Source organism: Mucilaginibacter flavidus (assembly GCF_024055575.1).
Taxonomy (GTDB): Bacteria; Bacteroidota; Bacteroidia; order Sphingobacteriales; family Sphingobacteriaceae; genus Mucilaginibacter; species Mucilaginibacter flavidus.
Window position 1 is genome coordinate 89,935 of record NZ_JAMXOE010000001.1, and the last position, 17,833, is coordinate 107,767.

A 17,833-nucleotide genomic window follows, 5' to 3' on the forward strand; every position below is an offset into this window, starting at 1 on the left:
AATAAAAACCTTCTCCCCCTTTAGGGGGCCGGGGGGCAAATAAACATATGGGAAGAGCATTCGAATTCCGTAAAGAAAGAAAATTTAAGCGCTGGGCCAAAATGGCGGTTCAGTTTACGCGTTTAGGCAAAGAAATTGTAATGGCTGTAAAAGCCGGCGGTGGCGACGTTAACACCAACTCGCGCCTGCGTACTGCTGTGCAGAACTCCAAGGCAGTAAATATGCCGAAGGACCGTGTGGAAGCCGCTATAAAAAGGGCAACCAGTCGCGACGAAAAAGATTACGAAGAACTGGTTTATGAAGGCTATGCACCGCATGGTGTTGCTGTATTGGTTGAAACCGCTACCGATAATACCAACCGCACTGTAGCCAATGTGCGCAGCTACTTTACCAAAACAGGTGGCACGCTTGGCAAAACAGGGTCGCTAGATTTTATATTCACCCGCAAATCGGTATTTACCTTTGTACCCGGCGACCGCGACCTGGAAGAACTTGAATTTGAATTGATTGACGCAGGACTTGAAGATTTATTTGTGGAAGCCGACGAAGAAGGCAACGATATAGCAGTTATACACACCGCTTTTGAAGATTTCGGCAAAATGCAAAAAGCGCTGGAAGGTTTGGGTATCGAACCAAAATCGGCTAAGCTGGAGCGCGTGCCACAATCGTTCCATGATGTTACGGAAGATCAGGTTGCCGATGTAATGAAGCTGATTGACCGCCTGGAAGAAGATGACGACGTGCAGGCGGTATACCATAATATGGCGGAGTAAGGACTCACCACGCGTCATTGCGAGGAACGAAGCAACCTCTGCACATGCTAATCAAGGAACGAAAAACATGTGGTAACCTATCAGCAGCATTTAGGTCTTCACAAACATTACGGTCCTTGACTGTCCTACGTAGAGGTTGCTTCGTTCCTCGCAATGACGAAAAATAAATAAATCCGCCATCGAAAATCCGAAATCCGAAATAAAAAAATGCCACTATTCACCTCACGTAAGCAGGAAAAAAAGGTAAAAGTCACTTTTGCCAATGGCCTGCTTTTTGTTGAAAGGGACAATGGCAAGCAGCAGGTTTTCCCGCTGGAGTTTTTCCCAAAGTTGCTGAATGCTACAGATGAGGAACGGGAAGACTGGGCGCAGACTGATAAAGGCATTCGCTTTAATAAAATAGACCTGGATGTTAACTTTTGATGAGTTTTTTAAAAAGAAAAGGGTTGACCTTATTGCTTTAGAAAAAGCAGAGCCGGCGCTATTTTCCGAATTTAAAACCCATTACGAACAAATGGGCGAAAAAAGCTTCGACCATACCAAAAAATACTGGTTCAATAAAACCCGCCGGAAATATCCCCTGGCTCCCGAGGTTAAAACCGAAAAACCGCAGATTGCCAACCCAATCGCCGAACAAACCATTACAGAAAGCTTAACCGAAACGACTGCTGCAAGCCCATCAGCGCCAAAAGTTGGCTTTACGCCGAAATTCAGGGCTGCTAATATGGCAAAGCCTGTTGTTAAAGATAATAAAGAAGAATCGACTGCTGGTGCTAGCGACCCTGTTACGCCGCCCGATGAAGCAATGCCCGCCAAACCGTCCGGGTTTGTACCGCGCTTTAAAATGAAGCCAAAAGTTGACGCGGAAGAAAGCACGTCCCCAACTGCTCCAGCCGAAACGCCGCAACCAACTGAAGCAACCGATGCAAAACCAGCCTACGTACCGAAGTTTAAAATGAAACCCAAAACAGAGACGGAAGAAAGCACCACGCCGCCGCCCACCACCACCAATGAAGCCCTACCTAAAACGGAGCTTTTTGTGGAAAAGAAACCGGCTTACAAACCAAGGTTTGTGCCGCCAAAACCGAAAGAGTAAATCGACACAATTACCTCTTCACATCGTCATTGCGAGGAACGAAGCAACCTCTACATAATGCTAATCAAGGAGCAAAAAGCTTATGGTGACCATCAGCCGCATTTTAGTCTTCACAGACACTTCGGTCCTTGAATGTCCTACGTAAAGGTTGCTTCGTCCCTCGCAATGACGCGCGGTGTGTCCTCGTTATCAAATAATTACACTACAAAATAAACCTTTAACCACCTCACTTCTTATGCGAAAACAACCACGCCATAAACATGGGCTCTGCAAAGGCATCATTCCAGCTGTTGTGGTCGTCGTTGGGGTAAAGGGTGTATTTGGGGTCGCCGCCGGCTTCTTTAATGGCAGCCACCATGGCTTCTGAGTGGGTAAACGGCACTACACTGTCCTTTGCACCATGGAATATCCAAATCGGCACCTTTTTGGCATATTTTTTAGCATTCAGTGTATTATCGCCGCCGCAAATGGCAAAAGCCGCGGCAAACACATTTGGCTTGCGACCGATTATTTCAAACGTGCCCATGCCGCCCATCGAAAGGCCGCCGATATAAACCTGGTGTTTATTAACATAAGGTTTATCCAACATCTGGTCGACCAAACCCAGCAGGCTCACCATTGATTTGGACGGCGGGGCATCATGCAGAAAAATAAACTTGGTTTTATGAGTTACCGAATCTTCCTCAAACTTGTTACTGGCCCACCAGCCATTTGCAGAGCATTGCGGAAATACTATTATCGCCGGGTAACGCTCGCGGATGGTATCTTTTAAAAATAATTTACTGCCCCATAAAAGCTGCGTTTCATTATCATTACCGCGCTCGCCGGCACCATGCAGCACTATCACCAGCGGGTATTTTTTCAAAGGATCAAAGTCCTGCGGAAATAAAATACGGTAGGGTAAGGTATCGCCTTTGGCTATGTATGAGCCTCTGTCGTATGACGCGGCGCTTTGGGCATTGGTTAATAATGGATTTAAGAAGCAAACAAATAATAGTATAGACAGGGTAAGTTTTTTCATAAGCAGAATGCGAGATGTTTTAACAAAGTTAAAAATTAACGGATAACTACGATAAAAAGTGCGGGAACTACTGATTTACGTGTGCACTTTACCAGGCGTCATTGCTGTAACGAACGAAGCAACCTCTACACTTGCTAATCAAATGGCTATAAGTATTTTGGTGCCCTAAAAGCCGCGTTTAGGTTACCACTGCAATTAAGGGCAATGAATGTCCTGTTTAGATATTGCTTCGTTCCTGGCAATGACGCCGGGGATTTGGTTCTCTCTAATCTACCTTTACCACCTTCGTCCGCTCCGAAACACCGTTTTCATTTATCGCCTCAATTTGGAAGTAATAAGCCTTTTCCTTATCCATCGTTTTAAGATAGTATTCGTTAGCGGTGTGTACCATTATGCAGTTATACAGCTTATCGGGTGCGGTACCTGTGTAAATGTTGTAGGCGAAGGCATTATCAACGGTTTGCCACTTTATCCAGGCGCTGCGTTTGTCTTTTTCCGTGCGCAGTACAATGAAGCTTTGCACGGTATCAGGTTTGGCTCCACCGCCGTTCCCGAATACCCGCAGACCACTTATCGCAAATTTACCGGTTGGCATGTGTACGTTCTCCAGCTTAATATAGCGGGCCTTTACCGGTGTTTCCAATTCAATATAATCATGCGGCACATCGGTTTTATTTTTGCTTTTGTCGGCCAAAACCTGCCACTTTTTATTATCAAGCGAGTAATACAATTTGTACTGGGTGTAGGTGTCAGTTGCTTTGCCCAGGATGGTGGCGTCCTGGTCGGCATAGTTTATTTGCACGGCGTTAACAGTGCTCACGTTGCCCAAATCGCTGGCAATCCATTCACCGGCGTCACCGGTTTTGGCGCTCCAGTAGGTTTTTATGCTTTCGTCGACCGCGTTGTTTGGCATATAACCACCCAGAGTCGACGATACCCAAACCGGTTTGTTATAGTTCAGCAGCATCCAGCCGGTAAAGTGGCTTTTCAGGTGGTCTTCCTTGCCATCGGGCAGGTAAGTAGGGTAATCGCCGAACGCTGTATTGGCGTACATCACACCATCTTTATCAAATCCTGTGGGCCAGATGCCCAACCGACGTTCAAAGCTATTTTTAACGCCGATGACAATCGTGGCAATGTGCCAGTAATTACCCCAGGCATCGGTATAGGTGCTGCCATGGCCAGCGCCGCGGGCAAAACCACCGGGCTTATAGCTAAAAGGCATACTCTGCGGCGTAAACGGCCCCAGCGGACTATCACCCACCACTACCCCATCAGCATAGCCGCTAAATTCGGTGCCGGGTGCGCCGTATTGCAGATAATATTTGCCATTGTTTTTTGTCATCCAGGCGCCTTCAATAAAGGGGTCTAAAAAAGTATCATCCATATTCTCGCCAAAGCGCTGCCAGCCGTAGCGGAAAGGCTGCAGAAAATACATCTCCTTGCGGTAAGCTTTTAAATGAAACGTTTTGGGGTCAACCTCGGCGCCATAAAGCGGGTAGGTGTTGCTGCTGCCGTTATACATATACATCTTGCCATCATCGTCGCTGAAAAAGGCAGGGTCCCAGCCGCCGGGCTCAAATTCGTGGATGGCTTCCTTCCATTCGTTGGCCTTTGGGTTGGTGCTCATCCAGATAGGGAAATTTGACGAATAAGTAGACCCAAACACCAGCAACGTATCGCCGCGCACCCAAACCGCCGGTGCGCACAAATCGTCATATACTTTATGCTCAGGCCTTAAAAAGTGACGAAAAATAAAATTCCAGTGCAACATATCGTGGCTCCACCAGTACCCCCACTGATTGGTGGAGAACAGGTAGTAATCGCCCTTATACATAGTAATTACCGGGTCGGCAGTTGCCCGGTGCTTGCCCTCAGTAGCAAAATTGGGGATCGGCGTGTAGCCGTAATCGATGTTTATCGGATTGCAGTAAGTTTTTTGTTTTTGTTGCGCAGTGGCAGTAGCAGCTGTCAGCAGAATGCTTAAGCAAATAATTATGTACCTTCTCATTTATTATAGGTTTCGTATAGTAGTTCGTTGGTGTTTCCCCGCTGATAGAAGCGGGGCCGCGCTATCCGTTCATACGCCTGCAGGCATTAAGCTCGGAGCCGGTATCCACTGCTATCGCTAACACAAATTTCTGAACCGGGATTAAGCGGATTTTTGGATTTTTCAGATTCGCCGAATCCCGGAAATCATTTAATCTGTTTAACTGCGAAGCATTCTTGAACGCCGATTAAAAATTAATTCCAATTGTGAAAAATCCCGGTTCAAACTAATTTAACGCCGGGCTTTCAAAATGTAGCTTTTTAAGACCGTGTTTTATCTCCGGGCAACTCATAAACAGGTTCCAGATCAGGCCGCTGCGGTAATTTTCAATCATCACCACAATCGGCCCCTGGTCTATTGCAAGATACGATTTTGCATACCAATTATGCGACTCGCTGAAAGCATCCGTAAAACCATATTCGCCCCATATTTTATCGCCCAAATCATAATAAAAATGACGCAGTGCTTTCATGGAATATTCAGGCGTATAAGGAAATGCTGATAAAGCAGCGGTAGGCGTTATCACTCCTAAATCGTTATTAGGTGCATGGGCGTTATAGCCTTCAAAATTATCGCTTGCGGTAAGTCCCCAGCAGTTTTCGCCATAGCCTTTAAACTTTTTCGGGTTATCAACACAGTAATCATGGTTAATAAGCGTGTGGTTTAAGTTTTGTTCCCAATAATCGGCGTACTGATCTTTCAGTCCTTTGGGATTAAGCGCCTGGAAGGTATACTGCGAAAAGAACAGCGGACCGCCATATGGGAAACCCAGCGGCAATTTATGGCCGTAGTAGGTATTGCCATTCCTGAAAAAATCGCTTTGCGCCCAACCGCCGAAGTAAACTTCAGGGGTTACCGGGTACCGCTCGGCAGATTCGGCCAGGATATAAGTTATCATACACTCGTTAAAACCCCGAATGGCAAAGTTCATGGACCAACCATTATTGGGCGACCAATGCCAGTAAAGGTTTGGCCTTCCGTCGCGGGTAAACCAGTTCCACTCCATCTCTTCCCACAGGTTGTTCACCATGCCGCGTATACGGCCTTCCTGCTGGTTGTCCGCTTTAAAATATTGCCGGGCACACAGCAGTCCTTCAAAAAGGTACGATGTTTCCACAATGTCCGCACCATCGTCCTTGCGTCCGAATGGGATAACCTTGCCGGTAGCTCCATTCATCCAATGCGGGAAAGCGCCATGGAACGATTCGGCCTTCATTAAAAAGTCTAATATTTTAAGCATGCGGTTTACTGCCTGTTCGTGGGTAATCCATTTGCGGTGGTCGGCAACCAGCATGGCCATGATGCCAAAGCCCGAGCCGCCGGTGGTTACAACTTCATCGCCATAATCATACGATTTATTGCTGCGTTCACGGGCAAGCCCACTAACCGGGTGACCGAAGTCCCAAAAATACCGGAACGTTTGGCGCTGCACCACATCAAGCAGGGCGCTGTCGGTCAGGTTTTTTATGATGCCTACCGGCTTAATGCCGTCCTCTTTGGCAACCTGCGGCTGCGCCATACCCCAGCCCGACAGTAATATTAATAAGGGAAGTAATAGTTTCTTCATTAGTTTAATTGGTTAGGGCCCTCTAAATCTCTCTGCTGATTAGCGAAGAAACTTTAGTTGCACCATGTTTAAATTTTTTCATTCCGAAATCGGCATTCCGACTTCCGCATTCAAAAAATTCCGAAATCGAAATTCCGAAGCCCGAAATCTCTATAGTTTCGGGCTCGTAAACCCAAGCCCCTTCATCCCGGTTTTTACTTCAGGGCAACTCATAAACAAGTTCCACAAAAGTCCGCTCCGGTAATTCTCGGTCATTACAATTATCGGCCCCTGGTCAATAGCCAGGTACGAATCGGCAAACCAAACATCAGTAAGGTTAAAGGCATCGTAAAAGCCATATTGTCCCCAGGTTTTATCACCCAGTTTATAGTAAAAGAATTTTAGAGCTTTCATTGACTGTGCCGGCGTGTATGGCAGCGAAGCAATTGCAGCGGTCGGTGCAATTACACCCACGTCATTAGTTGGCGAACTGGCGGTATAACCACCTTTTATGTCGCTGGCTGTGAGTCCCCAGCAATCGGCGCTATAACCGCTATAGCCTTTGGGATTTGCAACACAATAGTTATAGTTAATAGTCGCGTGCGCCTTATTTTGCACATCGTAGCTGGCGTAAGCATCCGTTAAGCCGTTCGGGTTAATCCCCATAAATGAATACTGAGAAAAAAACAGCGGACCGCCCTGTGCAGGCCCCAGTGGCAAAGTAACGCCAAAGTAGCTGGCACCGTTTCTGATGCCACCATTTAGTGCCCAGCCATTATCGTAAACCGCCTTCGGTATGGGATGCGTGGTTGATGATGCTGCCATAACGTAAGTTATTAAAGCCTCATCCCAGCCGTTAATTTTCATATTTATTGCCCAGCCATTATTCGGGCTCCAGTGCCAGTATAACACATCCTGATTGCCCTGCCTGAACCAGTCCCACTCTACTTTGTTCCAGATGGTATTTATATCGGCACGCAAATTGGATTCATCGGTGCCCGCGCCATTGAAGTACTGGCGTGCGGTGAGTAACCCTTGCATCAGGTATGATGTTTCCACCAAATCGGCGCCATCATCCTGTGCGCTGAAAGGTACAACAGCCCCTGTCGCGCCATTCATCCAATGCGGATAAGCGCCATGAAACGTTTGGGCCGTATTCTTTAAAAACGATACAATTTTTTGCATCCGGGCCAAACCATCAGCCCTCGACACAAAATTGCGGCTAACTCCTGCAACAATTGCCATTATCCCGAAGCCTGAGCCGCCGGTGGTTACTACGTCACCGGAGGTATTGCGCTCGCGCGCCAGGCCGCTGGTCGGATGGCCAAATTCCCAGAAGTATTTTAAGGTTTGCTTTTCAACTAAATCGAGCAGTTGGTCATCGGTAATTACCGGGAATTTGTTGGTTGAATCGATAGCAGTAGTTATCTGAACATCAATTTCGGATTGTAATGAGCCTTTAGCCTTAGATTGTAAACCCGTTGAAACAGAAAGCGAATATTGTGTGATTGGCTGCAGCCCCGATGGTGTTAAAACTACGGTACTGTCGCTATTTTCGTAACTGGCAGCGTATGTTCCCGCAGCCCCGTCTTTAGAGCGTATGTTTACACTCGTTGTTACCGAACTATGATCTACCGGTGCAGAAAACGATATTTTTATTACCGGTTTACTGTTAATGTTTGTATAGTTATAACCGTTGAAAACGCCATTTACCTTTAGCGCGTTAAAGCTAAAAGATGCAGGTGTGGGCGTAACCGGCGTTACCGGGGTAACTGTCTTTCCTTTGCCGCACGACATTAATACCGCCAACACCACCATCCCGCCAAAATTCCTTATATCTTTCATGCTTAAATCAAAGAAAACGCCGTTACCATTTAAGTTTCAAAAAAAGAGGCTGCCCGGATTACACAGGCAACCCCATAATCAATCAACTGTTTATTTTCCGCGGCCTTCAAGGCCTACTATAGCGCCTACTTCGGCGCCACTTAGTGCTTTATTGTAAATCCTAACCTCATCCAACTGGCCTGTTAAAAAGTTTGCCCAATCCTGCCTGCCGGTTGCAGTGGTCTGGCTTGGCTCAGTCATAAACTGAACGCAGCCAAATGTAAGCTTACCAACGTCGGTAAAGTTCGCATCGCCGGTTAAACCAGGCACAGCAGCGGCAGTAATTTTTGAACCGTTAACATACAAGGTGGCTATTGATGTTGCACCATCGTATGAAAACGCCAGGTTATTCCATTTTCCAAACAGGTTAAGCACGTTATCAACTGCAAAGGTGTAGTCGCCACCACCTTTTGCGATGTGGATGCGTACTTTGCCATTGGTATTGTCGCTACCGTTTTCGAAGAAAACTTCGATATTTCCCCAGAATGCAGTAGTTTTTGCCAGGGTAAAGATACCGATGATACCTGTGCTTGGCGGCGGTGAGTTATACCATTCTGTTACCGTAAAGCTTTTTAGCCCGGCAACAGCTGCCGAAGGAGTTGCCAAAACATAGCTGTTAACACCACCCTGAAGGGCTTTACGCTCGAAACCGGGAGTAAATGATGTACCGGTACCAACGCCGGTGCTGTTTGAAACACTATCAACCAGGCTACCGTCGAATGCATAATAGGCTACCAGGTTTGATGCAGCAATCTCCTTAACACTTGTGTACCCGCCAACACTTAGCGGTGGCGCGTATGATTTTGGGTCGAATGACTTCTTGCACGACGATAAACCTAAGCCTGCCAGCGCCAGAGTCAAAACATAAATATTTAATTTTTTCATAATTCGATTATAATTTAATTATTAATAACCAGGATTTTGAGTCAGCGTACCTGCGCTCAGGTCAATTTCGTTTTGTGGCACCGGCCAAACTTCGTTTTTGTTGGCTTTCCATCCCTTAGTACCAAAAACTGCAGCACCACGGCCCTGGCGTATAACGTCGAAATAACGATCGAACTCCATAGCAAGTTCAACACGGCGCTCGTGCCATATTGCTGTGCGCAAAGCAACCTTATCGGTAGTTGAAACGGCGGGCAATATAGCAGCGTTACCATTCCTTGCACGTGCACGTACTTTTTCAAGAGATGTTAACGCCAGTGTAGCGTTGCCTTGTTCGTTAGCAGCTTCGGCATTCATCAGTAATACATCGGCAAAACGGATTACCCTTATATTTTGCTGGCAGCCTTCGTTATAGCCATTATGGAACTGGCTGAACGGTACGTATGATTTGTAATTATACATCGGGTTATCGCCAACAGCAGCTATTGGGTCTCCTTCAGCAGTGGTAGTACCACGGAAGATAATTGTACCTTCTTTACGTGGGTCGCCTGTTTCAAATTCGTTAACAAGGTTTTGGGTTGGCACATTAAAGCCCCAGCCACCGCCGGTAACACCGCGAACGCCCTGTACTTGTGAATATTGAGAATTTGAAGCACCACCATTACCATCAATAAATGCACATTGAATTTCAAATACCGACTCAGAGTTATTTTCGTTATCAGTCCTGAATTGTTTTTCGAAATTAGGAAATAGGGTATAACCCAGGCTCATTACCTGGTTAGTATAGTTTAACACATCTGCCCACTTTGCCTGGTACATGGCAGCTTTTGCATGCAGGGCTAAAGCAGCACCTTTGGTAATTCTGCCCAAATTATTAGCGTCATAACTTTGCGGCAATACTGCAGCTGCATCGGTTAAGTCCGCTTCGATGGCTGCCCATACCTGCGCTTTTGGTGTACGCGGAATGTTGTACTGGCTTGCATCCTTGGGCAGGTGTAAGCGTAAAGGCACATCGCCGAAAGCCCTAACCAACCTGAAATAGGCATAGGCCCTTATAAACTTAACTTCGGCCAGGTAGCGATTTTTTAAATTGCCGTCCATACTTATAGCCGGAACATTGTCAAGCACCTGGTTGGCCAGGTTGATGGTTTTGTATTCGCCACTCCAAAAATCAGCTATCTGTCCTTCGGTCGAAGATGCTGTAAAAGTGTCGAAATCGTTAAAAAACGATGCGTCATCAGGGCTGCTGCCTTTTTCGGCATCATCCGAACCAATGCTTTCAATAGCTATAGGTGCAAATGCAGCATTTGTCCATTCGTGCAAATTGGCATAAGTTGCGTTTACAGCCTTATCGGCATCGCCGGCAGTTTTCCAAAATGTAACTGCGGGCGGCGTCGCCTGTGGCGGCACGTCCAAAAAACTCTTCTTACAGCCTGCGGCTACAACAAGAGATACAAAAAGACTTAATCCCAGTGCTCTTTGTAAGTAATTTTTTCTATTCTTCATTTTTATATCTTATTAAAAACTAACGTTAACACCGAATGTATAAGTTGCTGACAGCGGGTACACATTTGCATCTATACCTGCATTGGTAGGCGAGCCGCCAACTTCGGGGCTAAAGCCTTTGTATTTAAATACGTTAAGCGGGTTCTCAGCGTTTGCGAAAATGCGGATCTTTTGAATTTTCCATTTTGACAGGAACGCCGAAGGAACCGTATAACCTAACTGTGCTGTACGGATACGGAAGTAAGCGCCGCTTTCAACAAAAAACGAGTTAGGCGCCGCATTTGCGGTTGAACCAACTGCTGCTGAAGGGTAGGTAGTTGATGTACCTTCACCATGCCAGCGATTATTGTAAAAGTCCTGGGTGTAGTTTTCGTTTCCAAACCTGTAAGCTGTATTGGCATTGTAAACGCTAACACCTGCAACGCCTTGAAGAGCAACCAACAAGTCGAAATGTTTGTAACCTAAGTTGGTTGTAAAGCCGTATGCATATTTAGGGGTTGGGTTTCCCAGGTCAACGCGGTCTTTCCCGTCAATAACGTGGTCGTTATTTAAATCAGTATACATAAAATCGCCTGGGCGTGCATTAGGCTGGGCCGAGCCGGTAATTTGCGACTGATTTTGGAAGATGCCGGCTACTTTATAGCCAAAAAACTCGCCAATTGGCTCGCCTTCAACTGTGCGGGTTGCCAGGGCGCCATTTGCTATACCATTGCCACCAGAATAGATAGGGTTTTTGCCCGATATAACTTTGGTAACTTTATTGGTGTTTATGCTAAAGTTGGCGTTAAACGCATAAGTAAAATCATGCGAGGCCTGCCCCCTGTAACCAACGGAGAACTCAAGTCCTTTGTTCACAATATCAGCCTGGTTGGCTATGATAGCGCCCGAAGCAGTTCCAACTGATGATGGGATATTGATGCCGAAAATGGCATTTTGTGTTGTGCGGTTATAATAGTCAGCCTCAAAGGTTAAATGGTCGTTTAATAACGAACCTTCGATGCCTACATCGGCGCCAACGCCGCGTTCAACTAAAATAGCCGGCGGAACAACCGATACAACGCTTGCACCGGTATTGGCATGCTGGTCTGAACCAAAAATTGCAGTATAACCAGGATCCTGGCTAACTGTTAATGTCGTTGGGTTGATCGGCACACCTGCGTTACCCACTTTACCCCAGCTTCCGCGCAGCTTTAATGAACTGAACAGTTTCTGATCCTTCATAAAATCTTCGTTCGAGATAACCCAGCCTGCACCAACTGAAGGCAAATAAGCCCAAAGGTTTGACCCGAAAAACTGCGAGCCTGCATCGGCCCTGATAGAGGCATTTAAAAGGTACCTATCTTTAAACGAATAATTTACGCGGCCAAAGTACGAAAGTGCCGTCGTAAGACTTCCGCCATCACTAACATTGCGGCCATTAACATCGCCCAACGTAAGGTAGTGGTCGCCTGCACTGCTGTTGGGTACGTTTTGTGCAGATGCGTTTATAAAGTATGTTTTATAACGCTGCGCTGTTTGACCAGCCAATACGGTTATTTTATGGTCGCCAAAGGTATTATCATACGTTAAGGTGTTTTCAGCTATCCAGTTACGGGTATCAGTTCTTCCAATTGATAATACACTGACAGTGTTTGCCTGTAAAAGTGTCGCTTTATAAACAGGCGTGTAACCTGTTGCCTCTGCCTGCGCAATTTCGCCGCCAAAGCTTGTTTTAAAGGTTAGGTGTTTTAAAAACTTCACTTCGGCATAGGCATTACCCGTAAATCCGTAATTTTTTGAATTATGGTTGTAAAAATCAAGCGTTGCCTGTGGGTTGTAGTTGTTACCACCACCAAGGTTAAAGTCGCTTGGGTCGCCGTAGCTACCATCGGCATAATATACCGGCAATACTGGTGCCGCGCCAAATAATTGGTGGAAAATGCCGCCATCAATATCTTTCGACTGGCTAAATACACCGCCTACTGTATAACCTAATTTTAATCCTTTAATCGGGTTATAATCGTTTACAAAACGTGCGGTGTAGCGTTTGTAATTGTTGTTTTTTACCAAACCGTCCTGGTCAAGAAAACCTAACGAGAAGTTATAGTTTGATTTTTCAGTTCCGCCGCTAACCGATACGTTGTGGTTCATTTTGAATGCATCGCGCAATATCTGTCCGTACCAATCTGTACCTGTACCATATTTTGCCGGATCGGGAAAAAGTAAAGGAGTAGTACCGCTCACGTTATATTGCTCGTTTATTAAAGTGGCATATTGATTTGCATTAGCCATTTTAACCTGGTTGGTAATTGTTTGCCAACCTGCATAGCCATCATAAGTAACACGGGTGTCACCTTTTTTACCGCGTTTGGTAGTAACCAAAATAACGCCGTTTGCAGCACGTAAACCATAAATTGATGTACTCGAAGCATCCTTAAGCACGCTGATGTTGTCAATATCACTTGGGTTAATAAAGCTGATATCATCGTACCAAACACCATCAACCACGTATAATACGCCGGTGTTACCAAATATGGTACCTAAACCGCGAATAGTTACCTGCGGCGATGAGCCGGGCGAGCCGGAGTTTGTTATCTGTAAACCGGCAACTTTACCTTGCAACGCGCTTACCGCATTGGTTGATGATTGTTTTGAAATCTCTTCGCCTTTTACAGTTGATACCGAGCCGGTAACATCCAGCTTGCGTTGGGTGCCGTAACCAACAACTACAACCTGCGCAAGTTCATTGGCGCTGGGCTGCAATTTAATGTCGATAGAGGTTTGGCCGTTTACGGCCACTTGTGCTGTAGTGTATCCTAAATAGGAAACCCTTAAAGTTGCGTTTGAGGGAGCGCTTAAGCTAAAGGCTCCGTTTACGTCGGTTTGAGTACCTGATGATGTACCGGCTACTGCAACGCTAACACCAATAAGTGCTTCGCCTGTGCTTGCATCAGTAACCTTACCTTTAACGGTAACGTTTTGTGCAATTGCTGCATTAACAAATAAAAAACATAATAGTACTAACCCTGAGATTGTAAAAATTCTCTTCATAGTGGTTAATTAAAATTTTGAGTAAGTAGGATTAAAAAAATTGGTTTTTCGTTGGTCGAAGTTGATGAGATAATACGATTATAACAAAAAATTTAACTCAACATTAATACATCACTAAAGTTTGTACTTGCTCATTTTGTTTTAGATAATTTATAATTAATTAAAAATCAACCAATTACAATTAGATAGTGTATTTTTTACATACTACACAGGCCTTATCGCCGGTACTACATTTAAAAAGTGTTGTGAGAGGTAATGATGTAGTGTTAAAGCTCGATGAGAAACTCAACAAGGTTTTTATCGTGCTCCAGGTTTAGCTTTTTGCGCAACCTATAACGCCGTATTTCAACACCACGGAGGGAAATGTTGAGCAATGATGCCATTTCCTTACTGCTCATATTCATGCGGAGGTAGGCACATAGCTTAAGATCGTTTGGTACCAGGTCTGGGTGGTCTGATTTTAGTTTTTTGAAGAAGTTCTCGTGCGCCTCGTTAAAGCTGCTTTCAAAGATGTTCCAGTCACGGTCGTCGGTCATGCCTTCATCAATAACCTTTTGTATGCGGCGCAGCTGTTCCTCGGCGAGGGGTTTGCCATGACTATCTTTAAGGTGGGCAATTTCGTCGCTTATTTTTTGCAGCAGTTCGTTTTTATAAACAATATTCATGGCCGAATTTGCCAGCTCACGGCTTTTACTGGCCAAGTCGGCCTGTAATTGCTCATTTTTAATTTTTACTATCTCCTGCTCGTTAATAATGGCTTCCTGTTTTAAAAACTCCTCTTTTTCCTTATGTAGCTTTTCGTGTATGTTGTGCTGGTGCCGTTTCAGTTTCAACTGGTAATACTTGGTTGCGAGCAGGTAAGCTACAATAATCAGCACTATGTAACAGAACACCGCTATTTTACCTGCGTACCACGGCGCCAGTATTGTAAACGCAAGAGTAGTTTCAGGCGAAACATTTTCTTCGTTTATTTTCGCCCTCACCTTAAAAGTATACGAACCCTGGTTAAGATTGGTAAACTCTTTCTGAGTTTGCGTGCTCCAATCGCTCCACTGCTTGGAATACCCTTCCAGGTAATATTGAAATTTTACCTTTTCCTGCCTGTAAAACGGCAGCGAATACGATATCCGGATGTTATTTTGTGCGTACGATATTTCAATATCTTTTTGGTCGCCATCGTCAGTAATCGGCGTTACCCGGTCGGTAATATTTTCGATCCGCCGTATTAGTACTGGTGGCAATTTAATGTCGTTACGCAGCAAGGCGTCTTCATCATTTAATATCACAAAACCATCGTCGACACTTATTAAATATATCGCGCTGTTTATCCGGCTGATGTTTTCATAGCCTTTCACCATCCGGCCATCCAGTATGCTAAACCTGTTGGAGTCGATGCTTAGTTTGCCTGCGGTCGAAAAATCGGCCAAAGCCACCCTGCCGTGGTTAATAAACCAATATTTTTTACCAAGCGCGGGTATTATTTTGTTTGACGATGAAAACGTACCCAACATTTTGTTGAGCTGCTGGTACTTGCTAAAGCGGTCGCTGATATCGTCGTACACATAAAACCCGGAATCAGACGAGAAGACTATCCGGTTATCCAGGTTAAACACGTTAATATTATAGCTGCCTGGCAGACCTGCCTTTTTATCATAGTATTTTACCGCAGCGGCCTTCTTCAAATCGGCGGTGAGCGTAACCCGGTAAATACCTTTGTAGGCATGGCTAACCCATACCTCACCTTTATTATCCTGCTCAACATAGCGGGATGGCTCGCCAAAACCTTCCAGCTTATGGTCGAAAGCCCAATTGCCGGCATTATCTTTTTTATAAAACACAAGCCCGGTGTAAGTACCCTGTATCAGTTGGTTGGCGTTCAGTTTTTTTAGTGTCCACCCGCCGCTTATGCCGGTTATTTTCGACAGGGTGTTTCCGTTTACCTGGAAAGTGCCGGAGTTGTGGCCGCAAAGCAGCCGTCCATCCTGCAGCGATAGCTCCCAAACCTGCCCCTGCGAGCCCGGTATCAGGTTAAAATCGAACGATTGGAAAAGCCGTTTGTTGCCATTCTCCACCCAATCGCTGTAAAAAAGGCCCTGGTTGGTGCCCAGGTATATTTTATTGTTAAAAATTATGCTGGAATAAACGGTGCCGAAACGACCGCTTTTATCAAAATAAAAGTACAACGGCGAGTTTACTTCAATACGGTCGATGCCATTATCGAGGCCAGCCCAAAGGTTTTGCTCGTTATCAATAAATAAACTTAATACGGTATTATTTTGCAATCCGCTGCTTTTGTTGATATGCTGCACCACATTGCCCGCAGTATCAATAATAATAACGCCGTTTAATATGGTGCCATAGGCAATGTATTTACCCGAAAACATTACCCCATTATTAAGCTGGTAAGTTTTTAAAAAATCATCGGCCTGGTTGGCCCATGCTGTAATTTGCTTACCATCGTACATGAACAAACCATTGCGTGCGGTGCCGATAAGGAATTTGCTATGTGGTAACGGTAGTATAGAAAGCACACCGCTGTTGCCAATTTTGTCGCTACCTTCAATGTAAGTTAGCTTGCTGTCTTTAAGTTCAAACAAACCCTTGTTTACCTGTTCAACAAAATAACGGCCGCTCACTTTATACAAAAACAAAAACGGGTAAAGGCCCTTTACAACGGTTATTTTGCCATTGCTGTAGATATAAATGGAGCCGAAGGATTGAAAAATAACCTGCCCTTTATCAATATAAATCTTCCAAACTTCTTCGTTAACAGGTTGGTATTTTTTGGGGACAAGCTGCGTTAACGAGTGATATTTTAATGAGCCGTTTTTATTGTTCTCCCAATAGCCAAACTCACCAAAGCCGCCTGAGTACATTTTACCTTTACCATCTGCAGCTACGGAGCGCACAATCAAACCATTTGGCATGCGGTACGATTGCCAGTATTTACCATCGAAAGTTAACAGGCCATCGGAATTGCCGAAGTACATTATGCCGTGTTCATCGCGTGTGATGGACCAGTTTTGATTACCCGACTGGTACAGCGCTTTGGTATAATTTTGCACATAAGGCACGCCAATACTTTTGATATCGGCAGCATGGGTGCATACGGTAAATGCGATTAAGGAAATAAATAAAAGGAGCGCTTTACGCATAGAGATAAAAAACACTAATTGCACGAATTTAATCGAATTACACGAATTATAACTGGTTAACGCGAATTATCCTAAATTCCTGCTTTGTATTCTGGTTTACTATGTGTGTTGCGGGCGGGTTTTATTTTGAGTCTGATTTGAGTACCAGTCGTATTTGACTGAGCAAGTAATCTATTGATTTTTTGTGTTTTGGATAGATGTCCTTTATGCCTGGATTTGTCTTGTAAAAGACTTCCTTATAGTTTGTTGTGTTTAATTGCGGCTTAACCTTGCCATCAGTATTTTTCGTTACTTTTTTCTGGTCATCGCTGGTATAATAGTGGTTATTTACAAAACCCCACACCAGTGAATTTAAGAGGTATTCATCGTACCCTATTGTTGACAAAACGTACTCCGGCTGCCGGACAAAAAGCTCTTCAAATGAAAAACTTAATTGCTCTTCAGCAGAGCCATGATGCCTTTTTACATAATTAACATATTCCTTAACTGCATTAAGGCTATTATTTTTAAGACAGATTTTGCCAAACAGTTCAGTTAAGACGGCTACTACGTATTCTTGGCCGTTCCTTTTTTTTATATAATCGGAGCACTTATTACGGTCGAGGTTTTTAACCAGTCGCAACACGATGGTAAACTCCGAGTCGGTAACAACCTGTTTGCGCGAAAGGGTTTCTAATTTTCGAAATTTGGCGGGGTCACAATTTTGCGCGAATGTATTTGCTGCAATAACAACTAACAGTGCAAACAGGATTATTTGTTTCATAGGTTCAGTGGCACAAAATATTGTGTCTGAACGAAATTAATTAATAGTCACGAACTTTCACGAATTAAAGCGAATTACACGAAACAACACTAATTATGAACAAATAGCCCAATTTGAGTTTCAGGTA

The 17,833-nt window shown here is 44.8% G+C and carries 12 protein-coding genes; 3 read left to right on the forward strand and 9 right to left on the reverse strand.

The window, feature by feature from the left end; translation table 11 throughout:
* The first annotated feature begins 47 nt into the window (after positions 1-47).
* From NAF19_RS00380 to NAF19_RS00390, 3 genes are all read left to right on the forward strand, one after another.
* A complete protein-coding gene (locus NAF19_RS00380; protein ID WP_252787752.1) occupies positions 48-773 on the forward strand; it encodes a YebC/PmpR family DNA-binding transcriptional regulator in 726 nt (241 codons plus the stop codon).
* Between the two features lie 207 nt (positions 774-980).
* Entirely contained in the window at positions 981-1,196 is a 216-nt protein-coding gene (locus NAF19_RS00385) for a DUF2442 domain-containing protein (RefSeq protein WP_252787753.1), read from the forward strand.
* Positions 1,183-1,869, forward strand: a complete 687-nt coding sequence (locus NAF19_RS00390) for a hypothetical protein (protein WP_252787754.1) — start codon at positions 1,183-1,185, stop codon at positions 1,867-1,869. Before NAF19_RS00385 ends, NAF19_RS00390 begins: the two co-directional genes overlap by 14 nt.
* A gap of 226 nt (positions 1,870-2,095) precedes the next feature.
* Here the strand turns inward: NAF19_RS00390 and NAF19_RS00395 are convergent, their stop codons facing one another.
* The 9 genes from NAF19_RS00395 to NAF19_RS00435 form a co-directional block, all read right to left on the reverse strand.
* Positions 2,096-2,890: a carboxylesterase family protein gene (locus NAF19_RS00395; protein ID WP_252787755.1), complete on the reverse strand. Its 795-nt coding sequence runs from the start codon at positions 2,888-2,890 to the stop codon at positions 2,096-2,098.
* 265 nt (positions 2,891-3,155) lie between these two features.
* Positions 3,156-4,901 (reverse strand): family 43 glycosylhydrolase, encoded by a 1,746-nt coding sequence (locus NAF19_RS00400; RefSeq protein WP_252787756.1) that lies wholly within the window; start codon positions 4,899-4,901, stop codon positions 3,156-3,158.
* Between the two features lie 265 nt (positions 4,902-5,166).
* Positions 5,167-6,507 carry a glucoamylase family protein gene (locus NAF19_RS00405; RefSeq protein WP_252787757.1) on the reverse strand — a complete coding sequence of 447 codons (1,341 nt, stop codon included), beginning with the start codon at positions 6,505-6,507 and terminating at the stop codon, positions 5,167-5,169.
* A gap of 150 nt (positions 6,508-6,657) precedes the next feature.
* Positions 6,658-8,331 carry a glucoamylase family protein gene (locus NAF19_RS00410; RefSeq protein WP_252787758.1) on the reverse strand — a complete coding sequence of 558 codons (1,674 nt, stop codon included), beginning with the start codon at positions 8,329-8,331 and terminating at the stop codon, positions 6,658-6,660.
* Positions 8,332-8,421: 90 nt separating this feature from the next.
* Positions 8,422-9,255 (reverse strand): LamG domain-containing protein, encoded by an 834-nt coding sequence (locus tag NAF19_RS00415; RefSeq protein ID WP_252787759.1) that lies wholly within the window; start codon positions 9,253-9,255, stop codon positions 8,422-8,424.
* Positions 9,256-9,276: 21 nt separating this feature from the next.
* The gene (locus NAF19_RS00420) at positions 9,277-10,758 is read right to left on the reverse strand and encodes a RagB/SusD family nutrient uptake outer membrane protein (RefSeq protein WP_252787760.1); all 1,482 of its coding nucleotides are present in this window, start codon (positions 10,756-10,758) and stop codon (positions 9,277-9,279) included.
* 12 nt (positions 10,759-10,770) lie between these two features.
* The gene (locus tag NAF19_RS00425; RefSeq protein WP_252787761.1) at positions 10,771-13,788 is read right to left on the reverse strand and encodes a SusC/RagA family TonB-linked outer membrane protein; all 3,018 of its coding nucleotides are present in this window, start codon (positions 13,786-13,788) and stop codon (positions 10,771-10,773) included.
* A gap of 266 nt (positions 13,789-14,054) precedes the next feature.
* Complete coding sequence (locus NAF19_RS00430) at positions 14,055-16,943, reverse strand: triple tyrosine motif-containing protein (RefSeq protein ID WP_252787762.1); 2,889 nt, start codon at positions 16,941-16,943, stop codon at positions 14,055-14,057.
* Positions 16,944-17,064: 121 nt separating this feature from the next.
* Positions 17,065-17,706, reverse strand: a complete 642-nt coding sequence (locus NAF19_RS00435) for a hypothetical protein (protein WP_252787763.1) — start codon at positions 17,704-17,706, stop codon at positions 17,065-17,067.
* Positions 17,707-17,833 lie beyond the last annotated feature (127 nt).